At 68.7% G+C, this 18,844-nt stretch carries 19 protein-coding genes; 10 read left to right on the plus strand and 9 right to left on the minus strand.

Annotated features, from left to right (window positions below; translation table 11 throughout):
- Window positions 1–13: 13 nt before the first annotated feature.
- The 5 genes from ACOQPE_RS11960 to ACOQPE_RS11980 all read left to right on the plus strand — a co-directional run bounded on the left by ACOQPE_RS11960 (window position 14) and on the right by ACOQPE_RS11980 (window position 5,189).
- Window positions 14–490, plus strand: a complete 477-nt coding sequence (locus tag ACOQPE_RS11960; protein ID WP_420609131.1) for a peptidylprolyl isomerase — start codon at window positions 14–16, stop codon at window positions 488–490.
- A 202-nt stretch (window positions 491–692) separates the two neighbouring features.
- On the plus strand, window positions 693–1,499 hold the full coding sequence (locus ACOQPE_RS11965) for an enoyl-CoA hydratase (protein ID WP_420609132.1): 807 nt from the start codon (window positions 693–695) through the stop codon (window positions 1,497–1,499).
- 78 nt (window positions 1,500–1,577) lie between these two features.
- Window positions 1,578–3,218, plus strand: coding sequence for a cation:proton antiporter (locus ACOQPE_RS11970; protein WP_420609133.1), 1,641 nt, complete (start codon window positions 1,578–1,580; stop codon window positions 3,216–3,218).
- The gene (locus ACOQPE_RS11975; protein ID WP_420609134.1) at window positions 3,215–4,021 is read left to right on the plus strand and encodes an inositol monophosphatase family protein; all 807 of its coding nucleotides are present in this window, start codon (window positions 3,215–3,217) and stop codon (window positions 4,019–4,021) included. Before ACOQPE_RS11970 ends, ACOQPE_RS11975 begins: the two co-directional genes overlap by 4 nt.
- Before the next feature lie 43 nt (window positions 4,022–4,064).
- A complete protein-coding gene (locus ACOQPE_RS11980; protein WP_420609135.1) occupies window positions 4,065–5,189 on the plus strand; it encodes an AI-2E family transporter in 1,125 nt (374 codons plus the stop codon).
- Here the strand turns inward: ACOQPE_RS11980 and ACOQPE_RS11985 are convergent.
- Window positions 5,180–5,863, minus strand: a complete 684-nt coding sequence (locus ACOQPE_RS11985) for a M23 family metallopeptidase (protein WP_420609136.1) — start codon at window positions 5,861–5,863, stop codon at window positions 5,180–5,182. The two genes, ACOQPE_RS11980 and ACOQPE_RS11985, sit on opposite strands and share 10 nt — an antisense overlap.
- Before the next feature lie 138 nt (window positions 5,864–6,001).
- On the opposite strand from ACOQPE_RS11985, the gene ACOQPE_RS11990 reads away from it, so the two are divergent.
- On the plus strand, window positions 6,002–6,277 hold the full coding sequence (locus tag ACOQPE_RS11990; protein WP_420609137.1) for a DUF4031 domain-containing protein: 276 nt from the start codon (window positions 6,002–6,004) through the stop codon (window positions 6,275–6,277).
- Here ACOQPE_RS11990 and ACOQPE_RS11995 read toward each other — a convergent pair.
- Window positions 6,240–6,929, minus strand: coding sequence for an alpha/beta fold hydrolase (locus ACOQPE_RS11995; RefSeq protein ID WP_420609138.1), 690 nt, complete (start codon window positions 6,927–6,929; stop codon window positions 6,240–6,242). The two genes, ACOQPE_RS11990 and ACOQPE_RS11995, sit on opposite strands and share 38 nt — an antisense overlap.
- A 67-nt stretch (window positions 6,930–6,996) precedes the next feature.
- Here ACOQPE_RS11995 and ACOQPE_RS12000 point away from each other — a divergent pair, with 67 nt between their 5' ends.
- A complete protein-coding gene (locus ACOQPE_RS12000) occupies window positions 6,997–8,811 on the plus strand; it encodes an acyclic terpene utilization AtuA family protein (protein WP_420609139.1) in 1,815 nt (604 codons plus the stop codon).
- A gap of 125 nt (window positions 8,812–8,936) precedes the next feature.
- Here ACOQPE_RS12000 and ACOQPE_RS12005 read toward each other — a convergent pair whose 3' ends face one another.
- Window positions 8,937–9,878, minus strand: a complete 942-nt coding sequence (locus tag ACOQPE_RS12005) for a DNA-3-methyladenine glycosylase family protein (protein ID WP_420609140.1) — start codon at window positions 9,876–9,878, stop codon at window positions 8,937–8,939.
- A gap of 24 nt (window positions 9,879–9,902) precedes the next feature.
- Window positions 9,903–10,748 (minus strand): fumarylacetoacetate hydrolase family protein, encoded by an 846-nt coding sequence (locus ACOQPE_RS12010; protein WP_420609141.1) that lies wholly within the window; start codon window positions 10,746–10,748, stop codon window positions 9,903–9,905.
- A gap of 146 nt (window positions 10,749–10,894) precedes the next feature.
- Here ACOQPE_RS12010 and ACOQPE_RS12015 point away from each other — a divergent pair, with 146 nt between their 5' ends.
- A complete protein-coding gene (locus tag ACOQPE_RS12015) occupies window positions 10,895–11,416 on the plus strand; it encodes a diguanylate cyclase (RefSeq protein ID WP_323672456.1) in 522 nt (173 codons plus the stop codon).
- 16 nt (window positions 11,417–11,432) lie between these two features.
- Here the strand turns inward: ACOQPE_RS12015 and ACOQPE_RS12020 are convergent, their stop codons facing one another.
- The 3 genes from ACOQPE_RS12020 to ACOQPE_RS12030 form a co-directional block, all read right to left on the minus strand.
- Window positions 11,433–13,031 (minus strand): gamma-glutamyltransferase, encoded by a 1,599-nt coding sequence (locus ACOQPE_RS12020; RefSeq protein ID WP_420609142.1) that lies wholly within the window; start codon window positions 13,029–13,031, stop codon window positions 11,433–11,435.
- Window positions 13,032–13,121: 90 nt separating this feature from the next.
- On the minus strand, window positions 13,122–14,543 hold the full coding sequence (locus ACOQPE_RS12025) for an FAD-binding oxidoreductase (protein WP_420609143.1): 1,422 nt from the start codon (window positions 14,541–14,543) through the stop codon (window positions 13,122–13,124).
- On the minus strand, window positions 14,540–15,370 hold the full coding sequence (locus ACOQPE_RS12030; protein WP_420609144.1) for a glycerophosphodiester phosphodiesterase: 831 nt from the start codon (window positions 15,368–15,370) through the stop codon (window positions 14,540–14,542). The genes ACOQPE_RS12025 and ACOQPE_RS12030 overlap by 4 nt, the downstream gene beginning before the upstream one ends.
- A 106-nt stretch (window positions 15,371–15,476) precedes the next feature.
- Between ACOQPE_RS12030 and ACOQPE_RS12035 the strand changes: the two genes are divergently transcribed.
- Window positions 15,477–16,295 carry a SirB1 family protein gene (locus ACOQPE_RS12035; protein WP_420609145.1) on the plus strand — a complete coding sequence of 273 codons (819 nt, stop codon included), beginning with the start codon at window positions 15,477–15,479 and terminating at the stop codon, window positions 16,293–16,295.
- 39 nt (window positions 16,296–16,334) lie between these two features.
- On the opposite strand, the gene ACOQPE_RS12040 is transcribed toward ACOQPE_RS12035, so the two are convergent.
- A complete protein-coding gene (locus ACOQPE_RS12040) occupies window positions 16,335–16,952 on the minus strand; it encodes a histidine phosphatase family protein (protein WP_420609146.1) in 618 nt (205 codons plus the stop codon).
- Between the two features lie 67 nt (window positions 16,953–17,019).
- Between ACOQPE_RS12040 and pyk the strand changes: the two genes are divergently transcribed.
- Window positions 17,020–18,453, plus strand: coding sequence for a pyruvate kinase (gene pyk, locus ACOQPE_RS12045; protein WP_420609147.1), 1,434 nt, complete (start codon window positions 17,020–17,022; stop codon window positions 18,451–18,453).
- A gap of 14 nt (window positions 18,454–18,467) precedes the next feature.
- On the opposite strand, the gene ACOQPE_RS12050 is transcribed toward pyk, so the two are convergent.
- On the minus strand, window positions 18,468–18,779 hold the full coding sequence (locus tag ACOQPE_RS12050; protein WP_420609148.1) for a hypothetical protein: 312 nt from the start codon (window positions 18,777–18,779) through the stop codon (window positions 18,468–18,470).
- Window positions 18,780–18,844 lie beyond the last annotated feature (65 nt).

An 18,844-nucleotide genomic window follows, 5' to 3' on the forward strand; every position in this document is an offset into this window, starting at 1 on the left:
GCGTCGCTGGCTCATGGCTTCTGCACCTGCAATGAACATCAACACCGATGCGATCTGGCGTGTCACCCTCGACACGTCCAAAGGCCGCATCGTCATGGACCTCGACCCCCAACTCGCCCCGGTGACGGTGAACAATTTCGTCAATCTGGCGCAGGACGGCTACTACACGGGGCTGACCTTCCACCGGGTCGTGCCCGAATTCGTCATCCAGGGCGGCTGCCCGGAGGGCTCCGGCCGCGGCGGCCCGGGGTACCGGTTCGCTGACGAGCCCGTGAATGGCGACTACACGCTCGGTGCCGTGGCCATGGCCAACGCGGGGCCAGACACCAACGGCAGCCAGTTCTTCATCTGCATCGACGACTGCCGCGCCAAGCTGCAGCCCGCCTACAACCTGTTCGGCTACGTGACCGAGGGGATGGACGTTGCACTCGCCATCGCCGTCGGCGACACGATGGACACAGTCACCGTCGAAGAGGTGTCCAGAGGCTGAGCCCCAGGGCCCGAGCGGCCCGTGAGCGCAGCGAACAAGAGCGGCAAGCACAGTGCGAAGCCGTGGCCTGAGCGGCCCGTGAGCGCAGCGAACATGAGCGGGAGACAAGACGTCATTTGGCGAGAACGTTGATCTGCGGGCGCTGCCTCTCAGAACTAGCGCGAGTAGCGTGGCCGCGGCGGCACCAGCAAGGAGAAGCCGGATGAATGACACAGTGCTGTACGAGGTTGACGACGGCGTGGCGGTTGTCACGCTGAACCGTCCCGAACGTTTGAACGCCTGGACTGGCGAGTTGGGAACCGGCTACTTCGACGCGCTTGATCGGGCTGCCGCCGACCCTGACGTCCGTGCCATCGTGGTGACCGGAGCGGGCCGGGGATTCTGCGCCGGGGCCGACATGGACAACCTGCAGGGGATCAGCAGCGGGCAAGGCGAAGGCTCCGACGAGGCCCCGCCCCGCCTGCGCAACGAGCGTCACGACTACGCCCTGTCCATCCCCAAGCCGGTGGTGGCAGCGATCAACGGGGCATGCGCCGGGCTGGGCTTCGTGCACGCCATGATGTGCGATGTCCGATTCGCGGCCCAGGGTGCCAAGTTCACGAGTGCATTCGTGCGCCGCGGCCTCATCGCTGAACACGGTGTCTCGTGGATGCTGCCCCGCGTGGTCGGTCCGTCGAATGCGCTCGACATCCTCATGTCGGGCCGCGTCTTCCTGGCCGACGAGGCCAAGGAGATGGGCGTGGTCAGCAGGGTCTTTCCGCCCGACGAGTTGCTCGACGAGGCAGTCAGCTACGCGCGTGACCTGGGGCGCTTCAGCGCTCCGTGGTCGATGGCCCAGATCAAGCGCCAGGTGTGGGGACAGCTCGATGAGGCACGGAGCGACGCCTTGGAGGAATCCAACGCGCTCATGCGGGAATCGCTCACACGACCGGACTTCAAGGAAGGCGTCCAGAGTTTCGTGGAGCAGCGCGACCCCAACTTCGAGCCGGTCTCGGCCGCCTCTGATTGATCTGGGTCTGAGTCACCTGGGAGCTGATCGACTCCCTGAGCATATGGTTCTGGCGCCTGCCGGGGCGGTGACACAACAGTGAACGACACGCTCGTCGCGTTCGCGGTCCTCGCCTGGCTGGCATACCTCGCCAGCCGACTGCTGGCGCGCCACCACCTGCCCGAGCTGGTCGCCTTCCTCATCGTCGGCGCCCTGCTCGGCCCCTCGGGGCCGCCCGTCATCAACCTGATCGACGAGCCCTCCCTGATTGCGCTGCGTCCGGTGACGGAGGTGGCGCTGGCCGTGCTCATGTTCGTGATCGGCGAGCGCGTCTCGGTGCGGGCGCTGCGTGCCGCCCGCTGGACGCTGACCACCGGTGTCGTCCAGTTCGCCTTGAGCGCAGTCGCGGTCTTCTGGGTGACCAGCAGGCTGGGGGCTGACCGCCCCGTGGCGCTGGTGTTGGGAGCGTTAGCGGGAGCGGGTGCCCCGATGACGATCGCGCACATCGTGAGCTCGGTACGCGCCCGCGGCAGCTATCCCACCGGCATCGTCGGCACCCACGCGGTGTCTGACGCGCTGGCCACCACCACCTTCGCGGCAGTTCTGCCCATTGCAGTGCTGCTTTCCGACGAGGCCGCAGACGTCGGCGGTGCGGTGCTCGACTTCGTGCAGCTCGGAATCGGCGGTGCGGTACTGGGACTGCTCGGAGGCTGGTTCATCTCACGGCTCGGGTTCCAGATCGAAACCTCTGGCGAGCTCCTGCTGTTCGTGCTGGTGCACATCGTGATCGGGTGGACCGTCGCCGGCTTCTTGGACATCTCGCTGCCGCTGGCCGCGCTCGTGGCCGGGGCCACCGCGGCCACGGTGTCGCCGCAGGCATTCTCAGTACGGCTGTTCCGGACCATCAAGACCATCGAGCAGCCGCTGTACCTGCTGTTCTTCGCGCTGGCCGGCGCCTCGATCCACCTCTCCGACGTACCCAAGGTTGGTTTGGTCGGCGTCGCGTACATCGTCGTGCGTGTCGCAGCCAAGATCGTCGGCGGTCTCGGCGGCGGATTGGTGGGGGGCCTCGGCTGGCGGCGATCGTTGCGACTGGGGGTCAATCTGACGCCGCAGGCCGGCGTTGCCGTGGGCCTGGCGGTCATCGCATCGGAGCGGCTTGGCGACCCGGGCGCCGAGGCCGCCACGGTGGTGCTGGGCGCCGTCGTGCTGTTCGAGCTGGTCGGGCCGCTGCTCGTTGCCCGGGATCTGCGCGGCTGGACGTCTGCCGAGGACGACGACGGTGCCGCCCCTGAGGAGTTCGAGCTGCCCCATCGTGTGCTGGTGGCGGCGCCGGTCCCGGTGGAGCTGCCCGAATGGCTGATCGATCAAGCGGCGCGGTGGCGGTCGTCGCTGGTCGTGCTGATGCCGGGGGAGCGTGACGAGCCGCACGCCGTCAAGATCGGCGAGCTCTGCGGCAGCCGCGATGTCGACTTCGAGTTCCGCTCGCTGCGCAACGAGAGTTTCACCGGCGCAGTGGTGCGATCGCGCAGCCAGCACCATGCCGATCTCGTGGTGCTGTTCTCCCAGCGCCCGCCGACGGGCGCCTCACGCCTGGTGCTGCTGCCCTCGGAACGGATCGCCCGGCAGCTCCCCGTGCCGGTGCTGAACTTCCCGCTGAATCCCGACATCGTCGACGATGCCGACGAGGCCCCGCGGCAGCGACGGCTGCCGTGGCAAGGCACAGGCCGGGGCGAGTGAGGGCGGCAGGGGCAGGTGACGGCCCCGCAGGGGAGTCGCTGGTTGCGGCTGTGCGCGAGATCGCAGCCGAGGCCGGCGCGCTCACGCTGCGATGGTTCGGCCGGCGCGACCTCGGGGTCACCAACAAGCGCGATGGCACCGAAGTGACCGAAGCCGATCGGGCGGCAGAGCGCCTCGTTCGTGACCGGATCGGCGAGCGATTTCCCGATGACGCGATCTTCGGCGAGGAAGAGGGCGGCTCGATCCGGCCCGACGGCAGGACCTGGATCGTCGATCCCATCGATGGGACGCGCGGCTTTGTGCGGGGCGTCCCCCTGTACGCGACGCTCGTGGCGCTGGTGGATCCGCACGGTCCGCTTGTGGGAGTCATCGATCTGCCGGTGCTCGGGCAGACGCTCGCCGCCGGGAGGGGCGCCGGCTGCTGGCTCGGCGACCACCGCTGTTCGGTGAGCGATCACCCCGACCTCCGTGGGGCGCTCGTCAACACGTCCGACTACAACACCTTCGAGCCAGCCCAATTCGAGGCATTGCGCTCTCGAGGCGCGATGATGCGCACGTGGGGCGATGCCTACGGCTACTTCCTAGTGGCGACCGGACAGGCTGAGGCCATGATCGACCCGGTGTGCGAGACCTGGGATCTGGCGCCGATGCCGGTGATCATGGCCGAAGCCGGTGGGGCCTTCACCGACGTCGCTGGCCGGCCCGAATTCCGCAATCGCAACGGCGTCGCCACCAATGGGCTGCTGCACGCGGCGGTTCTCGACGCGATGGGTGCCAGGCACGGGGGCAATCGTGGCCAGTGAGGCGCGGCGCAGGGCGGAGCTCCGGTTACCCGAGCGTGACCGGATGCCGCGCTGGGTGCCGCGCGCCATCGGGCTGCTCATGGCCGCGGTGGTCGGCCTCGCGACCGCGGCATGGCTGCTCGACAAGCTGCGCGACCTCTTGGTGGTACTGCTGGTGTCGCTCTTCTTGTCGTTTGCGATGGAGCCGGCCGTCAATTGGCTGGCGCGCCGGGGCTGGAGGCGAGGGCTCGGCACGGCAGTCGTCTTCACGGCCTTCGCCCTGGCGGCTGCGGGATTCCTTGCGGCGATGGCGTCGGTGCTGGCCGACCAGATCACCAAGTTGATCGACGCGGCTCCTGGTTATCTGTCCGACATCGAGCGCTGGGCAGACGAGCAATTCGGCATTCAGCTCAGCACCGACGATCTGAGAGCCCAGTTCACCGAGGGCGGGAGCGCGGCATCGCTGCTCGGCGATGTCGCCGGCAACCTGGTGTCGGTCGGCTCGACCGTGGTGAACGTGGCCATACAGATGCTCACCGTTGCGCTGTTCACCTTTTACTTGGTTGCGGACGGACCGCGGTTGCGACGCCTGGTCTGCTCGGCGCTGGCGCCTGCCCGTCAGGCCGCCGTGATGCGCGGCTGGGAACTGGCTATCGACAAGACCGGCGGTTACATCTACTCGCGGACGTTGCTCGCAATGGCGGCGTTCCTGGTGCATTGGGCGGCCTTCGCCATTATCGGTGTGCCGTTCCCGATTCCGCTGGCGATGTGGGTGGGCGTGCTCTCGCAATTCGTGCCGGTCGTCGGTACGTACCTGGCGGGACTGCTGCCGTTGCTGATTGCATTGCTCGACGAACCGATTTCAGCCCTCTGGGTGGCCGTGGTGGTGCTCGCGTACCAGCAGCTGGAGAACTACCTGCTGGCGCCGCGTGTGACCGCCCACACCATGAACATCCATCCAGCGGTGGCCTTCGGGGCAGTGTTGGTAGGAGCGGCTCTGCTGGGCTCGGCAGGCGCGCTGCTGGCGGTACCGGCAGCCGCAACGGTTCAGGCGTTCGTGTCGACGTACATCAAGCGGCACGAGCTCATCGAGTCAGAGTTGTTCGAGATCCGCGAGGACGAGGGCGACGACGACAACGAGGACGACGGAGCTGACGACGCGGATCACACGGGTGAGCCTCAGGCGTGACCCGGGGGCGGCTGCGGCCAGGGAGCGATGTAGTCCAACGGGTCCACGGCAGCACCGCCGAGACGCAACTCGAAATGCAGGTGCGGGCCGGTGACTGCCCCGGTCGAACCCAGCAGCCCGATGCGATCGCCGGCCTCCACATGGTCACCCTCACGCACTCTGACGCTGCTGAGGTGTGTGTAGACCGTGGCAACCCGCTGCCCGTGGTCGATGATGACCGACCGGCCATACGCGGCGAAGCTCCCGGTTGCCATGACGGTTCCCATGCCGGAAGCGAGGACGGGCACACGCCAGCGCCGCTCCCGGTCGACGAGATCGACGCCGGTGTGCGGCAGCCACCGTTTGCGCACCGGGTGGTAGCGGGGGCCGAATTCTGACGTCATGACAGGATCAGCGAGGGGCATGCGGAGTTCGCCGAAGAACGGCACGCGCAGCGGTTCACAGGCTTGCCCTGCGGCGACGATCGAGGCGATCCAGTCGTCGTAGATGAGAGCGCCTTCGATAGCGGGGCCCATATACGGGAGCCGCGGGAGCGCCGGTTCGGGGAAGCATGCGTTGAGGTGCTGGCTGACCGGCGCTATGTCGACGGGCACCTCGGTCGCCTGCACGGAGTGGTCGGACCCGATGGCGATCCCGGCGAATGCGAGCAGGGCGGCTGCGCCAGCGCGCGCCAAGGCCCGAGCTGGCCGTCGTACGCGCTGGATCTGCCCAATCACACAGCGCCTCCCCCCGTCAGGCGCCTCGTAGGGAAGGCAAGCCTATGTCGCCCCGCTGTCCAGCGCGGCCGGAGGGCCATATACCAAGCTGGACCGATGGCAATCCTGGTTGACGAGGCCCGCTGGCCGTGGCGCGGTCGCCGCTGGGCTCATCTCGTCTCCGACGAGAGCTATGACGAGCTGCACCGGTTCGCAGCGCTCATCGGCAAGCGGCGGGCCGCATTCCAGGGTGACCATTACGATGTCGATGAGACAGAGCGAGAACTGGCGCTGCAAGCGGGAGCAGTTGCTGTGAACAGCCGTGAGTTGGTGGCCCGGTTGCGAGCGGCAGGGCTCAGAAGACCTCGAGGTGTTCCATCACCGCGTCGATGAAGCCGAAGTTCTTCGGCGTGGCGAAGTGGTCGCAGCCGCGCAGTTCGGTGAACGAAGCGTCCGCCAGGGCGTCGAGCAGCGGGTCGGCAGGGCCGGCGAAATCCTCGGTGCCCAGCACGACGCGCACGGGATGGGTAATGCGTGCAAACTCGTCATCTCCGAGCGGCGCGTGCTTGCGGCGCATGAATGCGGCCAGCGCCTGGCCGTCCTGGTCTGGTTCGGCGGCATATCGGGCAAAGGTCTGGGCGTGCACGTCGTCTGCCTCGGCTTCCCCGGAGACGCCGCGTGCGATGCGCTCGGCCTGCTCGTCGTCGCGTTCGAACAGATTCCGCCCGACGCCCGAGACCACCAGGCGGCCGAAGCGCTCGGGTGCCATGGCCGCCAGGGCCAGCAGCGTGCGTGATCCCATGGAGAAGCCGACGCCGTCGACGGTCTGCTCGCCGACTTCGGCTGCCAGCCGCTCGACCAGCTTGGCCTCCATGTCGGCGTAGCCGGCCGGATCATGGTGCTTTTCGGCCGAGCCGTGGCCGGGCAGATCCCACGCGATGACCTCACGGCCGCCGTCGGACAGCAGATCGATGATGCCGGTCGGCTGCCAGGTGCTCGCTACCGAACCGGTGAAGCCATGAAGCAGGAGCACAGGATTCGCCATGACCGGAAGTCTCGCAGAGCGGTGACCTACCCTGCATCGGAGCCTCCCGACAGGACGAGCAGTGAATATGAACACGACGACCGCACCGCCCATCCGGATCGCCAACTGCAGCGGCTTCTTCGGAGACCGGCTCTCTGCCGCAAGGGAGATGGTGTCGGGGGGACCGGTCGATGCCCTCACGGGCGACTGGCTGGCCGAGCTGACCATGCTGATCCTGTCGCGCATCGCAGCCAAGCGGCCCGGCGCCGGCTACGCCCGCACCTTCGTCACGCAGATGGAGGAGGTCATGGGCACCTGCCTGGACCGGGGCATCAAGGTGGTGTCCAACGCCGGCGGTCTCAACCCGTCCGGGTGCGCCGACGCCGTGGCCGATGTGGCGGACCGGCTGGGGCTGAGCCCGTCGATCGCCTACGTCGACGGTGACGACCTCACCGACCGGCTGGGCGAGCTGATCGCAGCAGGCAACGACTTCGCCCATCTCGACACCGGCCAGCCCTTGGGCGAGCTGGCCGACCGGATCGTGACGGCCAACGCCTACATCGGCTGCTGGGGGATTGTGGAGGCGCTGAACCAGGGTGCCGACATCGTCGTCACCGGGCGGGCGACCGATGCGGCCGTGGTGGCCGGCCCCGCTGCGTGGCATCACGGCTGGACCCGTGACGACTGGGATGCGCTTGCCGGCGCCATCGTTGCGGGGCATGTGATCGAGTGCGGCGGGCAGGCCACCGGCGGCAACTACAGCTTCTTCACCGAGATCGCCGACATGACCTACCCGGGCTTCCCGTGGGCGGAGGTGGCAGCCGACGGCTCCAGCGTGATCGGCAAGCACGCCAGCACCGGCGGGGAGGTCTCGGTGGGCACGATCACCTCGCAGCTGCTGTACGAGATCCAGAGCGAGCGCTACATGAATCCCGATGTGGTGAGCCGCTTCGACACCATCGAGCTGGAACAGATCGGGCGGGATCGGGTGCGCATCAGCGGGACCCGGGGTGAGCCGGCGCCGCCCACGCTGAAGGTGGCCATGAACTACCAGGGGGGCTTCCGCAACCAGATCTCCATCGGGCTGACGGGGTTGGACATCGAGGCCAAGGCGGAGCTCATCGAGCGGCAGTTCTGGCATGCGTGCCCGTACGGTCCTGACGATTACGAGACCGTGGTGCGCAAGTTTTTGCCGACCCACAAGGCCGATCCGGGCACCAACGAGGAAGCGGTTGCGGTCTACAAGATCATCGTGAAGGACCCTGACGAGCGCAAGGTGGGGCGGGCGTTCTCGAATGCGGGCACCGAGATCGGGTTGTGCTCTATTCCCGGGATGTTCGGCACGGGGGGCGGCCCGGGGGCGGGCCAGCCCTTCGGCGTGTACTGGCCGGCGCTGGTGGACGCGTCGCTGGTGCCGATGCAGGTGGTGGTGGACGGTCGTCGAACGGTGATCGACAGCACGCCGCCCGACACGGGTCCCGATAATCCTCCTGACGGTGCGGCCGCCGAAGCTTCATCCGACAGGGTTGAGACGGCGCTGGCAGAACGCGTGGAGCCGCCCGGAGGGCCGACGCGGGCGGTGCCGCTCGGCACGCTGTACGGCACCCGGTCCGGAGACAAGGGGCCGAACGCGAACTTGGGCATCTTTGCCCGCTCGGTTGAGGCCTTCTGGTGGCTGTCGGATTTCTTGACTGTCGAGCGACTTGCCGATCTGATGCCCGAGGCCGCCGAGCACCGGGTGGATCGATACGACCTGCCGAACATCTGGAGCCTGAACTTCATCTTCCACGGGCTGCTGGAGGAGGGTGTGGCGGCTTCGACGCGGCAGGATCCTCAGGCCAAGGCGCTAGGGGAGTACCTGCGGGCCAAGATCGTCGACATTCCCGAGGCGTTGTTGCCCTAGCTGGTGCTCCCAGCCGGGTGTCGCCCGCTGCGGAGGCCGCAGGATCCTCTGCTCCCGCGATCCAGCTGGTCGCAACGTCGCAGAGTTTCCTGCCGCCTCCTCCGCTATCGCGTCTGTTCGTTTTGCTAGCGGTGCTGCAGGTCCTGTAATGGCATGCGGGGGCCGTGGCGTGGGGGTGGGCCGGCTGATTTGGCCAGTGCCTGCACGCGGGCTCGCTGGCCTTGGTAGGGCTCGAGAAGTTCGAGCATGCGGTCGTCGTCGCCGCGTCGTTCGCCGGCTAGGTGCCAGGTGACGTAGCTGGGGATCTGGTAGTCGCCGACGATCACCGAGTCGGGATCGCCGTGGCAGAGCAGCACCACGATCGACGCGGTCCATGGGCCGATTCCTTTGATGCTCTGCAGGCGCTCGCGAGCCTGCTGCGGCGGGCACTGGGCCAACCGCTCCAGCCTTTCGGCGCGACGGGCGAAGGCGATGATCGCCTCGGCACGACGGCGTTCGATGTCGAATCGGTGGAACTCGTGGTAGGCGAGCGAGGCCATCAGCTCCGCCGTCGGCGGCAGCCGCAGCGCGCTCGGGACGGGGCCGGGCGGTTGCCTGCCCCAGCGCCGCAGGATCCCCTGCCACGAGTTCTTGGCATTCAGCCCCGGCACCTTCTGGCCGCACACGGTGGGCACTACGTGCTCCCAGATCGTGCCCGTGGCCGTCAGCCGGCGTGCAGGCCAGCGGCGCACCCAGCCGGCCACGACGGCATCGTGGGGCACGAGCGCAGTGGGATCGTCATGGGCGCCGAGCAGCGCCGGCACACCCGCCGCGGCGATCTCGGCGCCTGGTCCCCACCCAGCCACATCTGCCATGTGCCCCGAGCGCGTGATGCGCAGCGTGGCTTCGCCGGCAGGTGTGTCCCGGGTGCGCCAGATGTCGGGACCGTCGTAGAGCACGGGGCCCACGGCGCCTTTGCCGCCGACGCGCCCGAGCGACCGGCCGGGGTCCAGCGAGTAGTCGAATTCGAACTGCTGCCTGATGTCGGGCGTTCCCGACAGCACCGCCGCTGCTGTCGTAGGCCGCATCACGACTGCCCCAGGCCAGCAGCCCTAGACGGGCTCGGCAATCACCGGGTTGGTGAGCGTCCCGATGCCCTCGATGGTGATCGACACGTCGTCGCCGGCGCTCAAGAACGCGGGTGGCTTCCAGAACGCTCCGACTCCTTCGGGAGTGCCTGTGGCGATGACCGTCCCCGGCTCCAGCGTGAACGCGGTCGACAGATGCTCGACGATCTCGTAGCAGTCGAAGATGAGATCGTCGGTCTTGGCGTCTTGGCGGACTTCGCCGCTCACTTCCGTGACCAGGCGGCAGTTGTGCGGGTCGATGGAGTCGCCGGTGACCATCCACGGTCCGCACGGGCCATGGGTGTCCCACGACTTGCCCATCATCATCGTCGGGCTTGCGCGCTGCCAATCGCGCACGCTGACGTCGTTCATGATCGTGTAGCCGGCGATGTAGTCGGCGGCGTCAGCGGCAGACACTGCTCGTGCAGCCCGCCCGATCACGATGGCCAGCTCGCCTTCGTAGTCGACCATGTCGGGCGCGGCCGCCGGAAGGTGAATGGGCTCGCTCGGTCCGATGATGCAGTGGTGGTGCTTGTTGAAGATGATCGGCACCTTCGGGGGCTCACGGCCGCCCTCGGCTGCGTGTGCCCGGTAGTTGAGCCCCACGGCGAGGATGGTCGGCGGGCGGCCCACCGGCGACAGCAGGCTTGCTTCGTCGAGCGGCGTGGTGGGGCCCGTCGGCATGGCTTCGACTGCGGCCCTCAGGTCGCCGTCGCACGCTTCGAGCAGCGACGGCAGGTCTGTGTGGTCGCTCTCCAGCGTTGCTATTTCCTGGTCTGTCACCACGGCCAGAGCGGGTTGACCGTCCACAAGATGTCGTGCAATGCGCATGCGCCGACGCTAGTGCGGAGCTGCACATTGGACGTGGTGGCGACGCTGGCCCCGTGCGGATGCGAGGGGCGGTGAGCTCCGTGGGCAATCGCCGTCTGGCGGTTCGGCATTGTGCGAATCGCTCGACAGTGGCACTCTGGCGCTCCATGGCTCGCCATGGCGCCGGGGGCTCGACCCCCGGCGTATTCGACTCTGTGCTGGATCCCGTCACGGGACTTCCCGATGTGCGCGTCTTCGCGGTCCTGCTCGACCGGAAGCTGGCATTGGCCCGGCGGGCGCTCCAACCGCTGTCGGTGGTGTTCTTCGAGGTGGACGGCTTCGAGGGGCTGAGCAGTACGCAGGCCCGGGTAGCTCAGCGGCTTGCGGCGCGCCTGGTGCGCGGCACGCTGCGCGAGTCAGACACCGTCTGCCATTGCACCGACGGGATCCTGGCCGCTGTACTCGACGACACACCTCATGGGGGGGCGGTGTGGGCCGCTGATCGGGTGCGCCGAGAGGTGGCCGCCCGCTCGTATCACACCGGCGTCACGCTCTCGATGGGGGTGGCCAGCTATCCCACTCACGCCTTGGAAGCGGCCGACCTGCGCGACCGTGCGTACGCGGCCCTCTTCGTCGCCCGGTCGCTCGGCCCCTCCCGGCTGGAGGTGGCCGAACCGCTGCCGCACTGAGGATGAGCTGTACCTCTCAGTAGCCGGCAACGCCGCCGGTGAGCGCCCGGGGGTCCGAAGCGCCCGCAAGCACGCTGTCGTGCACCTCGATGAGATGGGCATGCCCGTACGAGTTGTCATGCGGGCCGTCGGTGCCGACCCGGTGGCCCCGCCCGGCGAGATCGGCGACGCCCTCGGGACCTGCCCACGCCGAATGACCCTCGACGTACAGCTGCAGATTGTCGGGATCGGCCCAGGTATCGAAGCCGGTTCCCTCCGCAGCGCCCCAGCGCCAGCGACCCGATCCGATGGCCGTCGCCGGTTCCTCGCCCGCGCACAGCGATCTGGCCAGCACCTGCAGCAGCACTTGAGGCTGGGCGTCGCCGCCCATCGTGCCCACCACTGAGCGCAGCGACCCGTCAGCGCGCTGGACGATGGCGGGGGCAAGCGTGTGAGGGGGGCGCCGCCCGGGGCCGTATTCCGCAGCATGGCCATCGACGAGGTTGAAGCCGATGCCGCGGTTGTGCAGGCTGATCCGGTGCGTCGGGGTCCACAGCCCGATGCCCCAGCCTCCCGCATTGGACTGGATCAGCGACACGCCCATGCGGTCGGCATCCACCGCTGCGAGGTACATGGTGTCGCCGGTCCCAGTTCCGGCGCCGAGCCGCGCCGCTGCATCGGGCGAGATGTCGGCGCGGCGGGGTGCGAGCCGTTTGGGCGCGATCAGCGCCGCACCGTCAGCGTCTTCCGACAGCACTGCGGGTCGATCCCATCCCGCCTGCTTGGCCGCCTCGGCCAAGAGGTGAGCGAACAGCGGATCGTCGGGGTCTGCGGGCAGGTCCAACCCCGCGGCGATCCAAGCGCCGGCGAGCGTGAGGTAACCCTGCGAGTTGGGCGGCACGGTCCACAGGCGGTGCCCCCAAGCGCCGGTCTGCAGCGGCGTCACCCAGTCGGCCTGGGAACGAGCCAGGTCCGCCGGGGCGTACTCGCCGCCGCCCAGCTCGATGAGGTCTCGGCCGAAATCGCCTTCGTAGTAGGCCTCCCGGCCGCCGTCGACGATCTCGTGCAGGGCCGTTGAGATGCCGGGTCGGGTGATGAGATCGCCCGGCCGGTTCTGGGGCGAGTAGTCGCCGGTGTTGGCGACGCCGTCGAGCAGTGCCGCAGCCACTGCGCCGTGGGGCGAGAGCGGAAAGCCGTGGCTTGCGAGGTCGATCGCTGAGGCGAACACCTCCGCCAGCGGGGCGCGCCCGTACTGTTCGTGCAGGCTCAGCCATCCGTCGACACATCCCGGCACTGGCACGCTGCGGATGTCGTTGCGGAAGCGCATCCGTGTGCGGCCCTCGGCGCGCAGCGTGTCGGGGTCGGCGCCGCTGCCGGCCCGGCCGCTCGCATTGAGCGCTGCGGGGGCCGTACCGTCGGCGTGGTGCACCAGCGCCCACAGGTCGCCGCCCATGCCGCACATGTGCTGGGTGGTCACGGCGAGCACCGCGGAAGCCGCCACCGCTGCATCTGCTGCCGAGCCGCCGGCACGCAGCAGCGACACGCCGGCCTCGCTCGCGAGATGGTCGACGCTGCAGACCATGCCGTTGCGGGCATAGCGGGTGGCGAACGGGACCTGCGGTCGGGATCGGCTCACCCCTCGAACGCTAGAGGCTGAGCCCCGAGGCCCGAGCGGCCCGTGAGCCCAATCACATCAGCATGGGAACACCAGCGGAAAGGGCGGCTCTCAGGGCAGCAGGACGTTCGGGTTGAGCAGGCCGACCGGGTCGAGCGCCCGCTTGATGGCGCTGAAGGCAGCCAATTCGGCCTCGCTGCGGTTGAGATGCAGCTGGGAGAGCTTGGCGGTGCCGATGCCGTGCTCAGCCGAGATGCTGCCGCCGAGCTCGGCGACGTAGCGCAGCACAGCGTCATCCACCTCGTCGGCCGGTTCGGCGCCGCCGGGACCCAGCACGTTGACGTGCACGTTGCCGTCGCCGAGGTGGCCAAACAGCAGCGGCTGGGCGTCGGGGTCGGTCGCTCGGACCACATCGGGCACGCCGTCGACGAACTCGGCGAGGCGGGCCGCCGGCAAGGTCACGTCCAGCTTGTGGGGGATGCCGGCTGCTGAGATCGCCTCGGTGACGTTCTCGCGGAACGCCCACAGCCGCTGGCGGGCTGCGGGATCGAGCGCTACCGCTGCATCGACGACGAGATCCGCCAGTTCTTCGACTGCAGCACCGAGCTCATCGCTGGGATCGGTGCGTGCCGCGGCTTCGGCGATCAGCCACGCTCCGCCGCCGTCTTCGATGGGCGGGCTGCGATGCGAAACGCCGCCGAGGCGGCCGACTGGTGGGGCGACGCCAAGGTGGCGCGACACGAGCGCCATGGCCCCCTCGAAGACAGCTTCCAGCGCGTGCAGTGAGGCGACACCGCGGCGCAGCGCCGCGGCTGCGCTGACGGCATCGGCTGCCGTCTCGAATGCCAGCAGCGCGGTGGCGCGCTCGGGCTGGGTGGGGTGCAGTCGCAGCCGCACCCGCGTGATGATGCCGAGCGTGCCCTCGCTGCCCGCCAGCAGGCTCCCGAGGTCGTAGCCGGTGTTGTCCTTCTCAAGGCCTGCCAGGTGGCTCACCACCGTTCCGTCGGCCAGCACCGCCTCGATGCCGACGACCTGGGCTCGCATGGCGCCGTAGCGGAGCACGTTGATGCCGCCCGCATTGGTGGCGACCATGCCGCCGATCGTGGCCGAGTCGCGAGCCGCAAGGTCGACACCGACGCTGAGTCCCGACGCGGCCGCGTGTGCTTGGGCATCGGCCAGTGTCACGCCTGCACCCAGCGTCACCTGTGATGCGAGCTCATCCACCGGTTCGCAGATGTTCAACCGCCGCATCGACAGCACCGCTTCGCCGGCGAGAGGCACGCTGCCGCCGACGAGGCCGGTGTTGCCGCCCTGGGGCACCACCGGCACCCGAGCAGCCGCCAGTGCACTCATGACGGCAGCGGTCTCTGCGGTGTCGCCGGGTCGGATCACCAGCGGCGTCGCGCCGGCGAAACGACGTGTCCAGTCCATGCTGTAGCCGGCGGTCATCTCTGGGTCGCGCAGTACGTGTACTGCCCCGACGATTCCCGTCAGCTCGTCGATCAGCCCGGCATCGATGACGCCGGTACTCATGTGCCGGCCTCGTCGCCTGCGGGCCAGGCGCCCCGCTTCGCCATGACGTCAAGCAGGACCGTGGGCTCGTCGGTCATGATGCCGTCGACGTCGATGTCGAGCAGGCGGTCCATCTCGGCCGGGTCGTCGATGGTCCACACGTGCACAGCCACTCCGTTCCGGTGCGCATAGTCGACCAGCCGGCGGGTTGCGAGCGGGACCGGTCCCTGACGTAGCGGGATGGACGCGATCCGCCCTCGAAAAGGTCGCTCGCGCCGCGTGCGGCCTGGCGGGTCCGATCGGGCCGAGCGACGGGGCCGCGCAAGCAGTCCCGTGAGACTCAGCATCCGCAGGCGAGCGATTTCTTGGGGACTGAAGCTGAGGCACACAGCGTCGCCGTGCGCTTCGTCGACGCGTTCGAGACGTTCGTCGGAGAACGAGCCGATGCACACACGTTCCAGCACGCCGGGCCGCCGCAGTGCCTCGATGAGCGGCTCGACGGCGGCATCGGTCTTGGGATCGATGCTGATGCGCACGTCGTCGAAGGCGTCGAGCAGTTCCTCGAGCCGGGGAATCGGCTCGCCGCCGACACGTGCCCCCGACACCTCGCTCCAGGTCATCTCCGAGATGCGCCCGTCGAGGTCCGAGGTGGGGGAGAGCATGTCGTCGTGGAACACGGCCAGCACCCCGTCGGAGGTTGCCTGCACGTCGGTCTCGAGGTGGCGGTAGCCCAGGCCGACGGCGCCTTCGAAGGCCGCCATGGTGTTCTGCGGCCAGACCGCGCTGCCGCCGCGGTGGGCTATCGGCACCGGACCCGGCTCATCCAGGTACGGATGCTGCGACGTCACAGCGCAAGTATCGCCGCTCGCCTGCTTGATACATCGGCCGGCGAGGCGCAGCAACGGTGCAGCCGCCGAGATGGCGCCGGGTGCTGCCACCGGTACCGTCACGTCGATGTCAGACGGCGACGCGGGAGTACCTGACCCCCCAGACGGTCACCGGTCGCCGGTGGATGCCTTCGCCAGGTGGGCGGCCAGTGAGCCGGTACCGCTCGACCGGGCGGCGTTGGCCATCGCCTCCCACTGCCGGGCGGACCCGGTCGACGAAGCTGCCGCGCTGGCCGAGCTGGATCGCCTCGGCGCAGCGGTGCGCGAACCCACGCCGGACGCAGTCGTCGATCTGCTCTTCAGCCAGGAGGGCTTCGGCCCCAACCGGGGTCGCTTCGCCGATCCGGCCAACAGCTACTTGGACTTGGTGGTCTCGCGGCGGCTCGGTATTCCGATCACGCTGGCGGTGGTCACCATCGAGGTGGCTCGCCGTGCTGGTGCCGTGCTGCACGGGGTCGGCATGCCGGGTCATTTCCTGGTCGGCACACCCGATCCGGAGGTGTTCATCGATGCCTTCGACGGCTGCGTCATCGACCGGGCGGGTGCTGCAGCGATTTTTGCCCGCTTCGAGTCACGTCAGGCGTTCGATGATTCGTTCCTGCAGCCGACACCGCCCGAGGCGATTCTGCTGCGCATGCTGAACAATCTGCGCACGCTGCACCTGCGCCAGCCCGATGCGCCCTCAATGTTGGCCGTGCTGGAACTGCTGACCCGGCTGCCCGGGTGCCCGATCGACGAATACATGCGACTGGGCCAGGCGCTCGCAACGCTGGGACGGCCGGACGAAGGTGCGCGAGCGCTGGAAGGCGCCGCAGACCGGTTCGGCGGCAACGACGGCGACCAGCTTCGCCGAGCAGCAACACGCCTGTGGGCCCAGCTCAACTAGGCCAGCGAGCAGCCGTGGGGCCACGGTCGCCAGCGCGGGCTACAAGCCGATAGCCAGGTCTGGGCGGCCTCGCAGGTGGGTGCGCTCGTTGACGGACAGCACGCTGCGGTGGCCGTGGCTGGACGCAAAGACTCGTGTTATCGACGTGTAGTCCACGTCGAACTTCAGGAAGGAGTCGGCGTCGAAGCCGAGGCAGCGCGCCAGGTATGCATTCACGACCCCTCCATGGCAGGCCAAGGCGACGCGGTGGCTGCGATGATCAGCGACGATCGCGTCGACCGCATGGTTGACCGCGGCGATGAACTGCGAGGTGCGCTCTGCGTCGCCGAACGAGCCGGTTGCCAGCTCGTCCCATCGCTCCCGGTCGGTTTCCTTCAACACCTCCATCGGCACATAGGCGGGGGAGTCACGGTCGAATTCGCTCAGCCCGTCGCGAACCGTGGGTCGCAGGCCGGTTGCGTCACCGATCGCTTGGGCCGTCTGCAGCGCCCGCTGCATCGGGCTGCTGTACAGGGCGTCGATGTTCATCTCGGCGAGCCACCCCGCGACCGCAACGGCCTGCTGACGGCCGATCTCCGACAGGGGCGGGTCTGCTGGCTGACCGTCGTGTCGCACGACTCGTTCGGGTTGGCCGTGGCGGACGAAGACGAGTTCCACGGCGGGTGACCCTAGAGGGCAAAATCCATGGCTGACTGCCCTGGCGGGAGCGGTACCGTGGTAGCACATGGCAAGACGGACCAAGATCATCGCCAGCGTCGGGCCAGCCTGCAACGACGAGGCGACCATGACGGCCATGATCGAAGCGGGCGTCGACGTCTGGCGTCTCGGGCTGGCCCACGGCACGCTCGACGAGCAGGTCGAGACCTTCCGGCGGCTGCGTGCCGTATCGGCAGAATCCGGGCGGCACATCGGGATCCTCGTGGACCTGCCGGGCCCCAAGGTGCGCTGCAAGCCGTTCCCCGAAGGCGGCTGCGACGTCACTGAGGAGGCCGTGCTGTCGCTCGCCATCGACGGAGACGCCAGCACGGCGGATCGGATCGTGGTCGACTACGAGGGACTGCTGACCGACGTGGGACCTGGCGACCAGCTGTCGTTCGGCGACGGCAACGTGGTGCTGGTGGTGGAGGACCGTGCCTCCAATGCCCTCAAGACCCGCGTCCTGCACGGGGGTCATCTCGAAGGCCGGCCGGGCCTGCATGTCGACTCGTCCAAACTGCGCATCAGCACGCCGACGCCGCAGGACCTGAAGCTGGCCGACACGTTCATCGACTTGGGCACCGACATGGTTGCGCTGTCGTTCGTCCGCTCCGCACATGACATGCGGCGCTTGGGCGTCGAGCCTCACCCCCGCGGCCCGCTGCTGGTGGCCAAGATCGAGACCAACGCCGCCGTGGAGAACCTTGACGGGATTATCGAGTCGTCCTCGGCAGTCATGGTGGCGCGCGGCGACCTGGGTGCGGAGTGCGACATCGAGGAATTGCCGCACTTGCAGAAGCGGATTATCGAGGCCTGTGTCGCACACGGCCGACCGGCCATCACCGCGACACAGATGCTGGAATCGCTGCTGCACTCGCCGGTGCCGACACGGGCGGAGGCCTCCGATATCGCCAACGCAGTGTTCGACGGAACGTCCGCTGTGATGCTGAGCGGCGAGACGGCCATCGGCCACGATCCCGTGAACGCTGTGCGCACCATGGCCCGCATCACCGAGCGAGCCGACGAGCGCTTCGACTACGAGGCGTGGTGGAACCGGCTGCTGTCGGTGCGCAGGCTGGACGAACGTGCTGCCGACTACCTGCGGGTGACCGACGGCATCACCCAGTCGGCGTCGAGACTGGCGACCGAGCTGGGCGCTCAAGCCATCATCTGCCTGAGCCGCTCGGGGTTCACCGCCCGCAGCATGGCCCGGTTCCGCCCGTCGATGCCGCTGCTGGGCCTGACGCCCGAGCCTCGCACCGCGATGCAGCTCTCGCTTTCGTGGGGGACGCGCCCGCTGGTCTTCGGCGAACGCCTCACCCCGGCCGAGTCGGCACTCGAGGCGGTGCACGCGGCCGCACGCACCGGCGTGGTGCGAAGCGGCGACATGGTGGTGGTGGTGTCGGGCTCGAGCCCTGAGTCGCACGCCACCGACAACCTGCGCGCCATGCGCGTGCCCTGAGAGGCTGAGCCCAGCTAACCGGTGTCGATGTCGATATCGACGTCGATTCGGGAGGGGTCGATGCGGTCAGGCCCGCACAACGGGTTCTGGGGTACCTGCACGGTCCGGCCGAAGGCCTCGCACGAGCAGGTGTCCTGGCAGTCGCGCAGCCCGGTCCATTGCACGGCCAGCACCGCTGCCCCGCCGATCAGCACCACCGCGATGAGTACGGCCAGTACTAGCCGGCGTATCAGCCGGAGCGCAACGAAGGCCGCCACGGCCAATGCGGCGATCCCGCCGACCAGAGCGATGCTGAGGCGGTCGGCATCGAGCCATTCGGGCAGCACTCCAACAGAGAGTACGCAGCGTGCTGGCAGCGCCCGTGGACCGCTCCCGGGCCGGCGCCAAGGCG

This window comes from Candidatus Poriferisodalis sp. (assembly GCF_965219595.1).
Lineage (GTDB): Bacteria > Actinomycetota > Acidimicrobiia > Acidimicrobiales > Poriferisodalaceae > Poriferisodalis.

What these genes read in the sequence shown, in the direction of transcription:
- ACOQPE_RS12005 (WP_420609140.1), bottom strand. Translation starts at nt 9,878, where the DNA reads ATGCGGCCTACGACAGCAGCGGCGGTGCTGTCGGGAACGCCCGACATC.
- ACOQPE_RS11965 (WP_420609132.1), top strand. Translation starts at nt 693, where the DNA reads ATGAATGACACAGTGCTGTACGAGGTTGACGACGGCGTGGCGGTTGTC.
- ACOQPE_RS12035 (WP_420609145.1), top strand. Translation starts at nt 15,477, where the DNA reads ATGTCAGACGGCGACGCGGGAGTACCTGACCCCCCAGACGGTCACCGG.
- ACOQPE_RS12000 (WP_420609139.1), top strand. Translation starts at nt 6,997, where the DNA reads ATGAACACGACGACCGCACCGCCCATCCGGATCGCCAACTGCAGCGGC.
- ACOQPE_RS12015 (WP_323672456.1), top strand. Translation starts at nt 10,895, where the DNA reads ATGGCTCGCCATGGCGCCGGGGGCTCGACCCCCGGCGTATTCGACTCT.
- ACOQPE_RS11995 (WP_420609138.1), bottom strand. Translation starts at nt 6,929, where the DNA reads ATGGCGAATCCTGTGCTCCTGCTTCATGGCTTCACCGGTTCGGTAGCG.
- ACOQPE_RS11960 (WP_420609131.1), top strand. Translation starts at nt 14, where the DNA reads ATGGCTTCTGCACCTGCAATGAACATCAACACCGATGCGATCTGGCGT.
- ACOQPE_RS12025 (WP_420609143.1), bottom strand. Translation starts at nt 14,543, where the DNA reads ATGAGTACCGGCGTCATCGATGCCGGGCTGATCGACGAGCTGACGGGA.
- ACOQPE_RS11990 (WP_420609137.1), top strand. Translation starts at nt 6,002, where the DNA reads ATGGCAATCCTGGTTGACGAGGCCCGCTGGCCGTGGCGCGGTCGCCGC.
- pyk (WP_420609147.1), top strand. Translation starts at nt 17,020, where the DNA reads ATGGCAAGACGGACCAAGATCATCGCCAGCGTCGGGCCAGCCTGCAAC.
- ACOQPE_RS11980 (WP_420609135.1), top strand. Translation starts at nt 4,065, where the DNA reads ATGCCGCGCTGGGTGCCGCGCGCCATCGGGCTGCTCATGGCCGCGGTG.
- ACOQPE_RS12010 (WP_420609141.1), bottom strand. Translation starts at nt 10,748, where the DNA reads ATGCGCATTGCACGACATCTTGTGGACGGTCAACCCGCTCTGGCCGTG.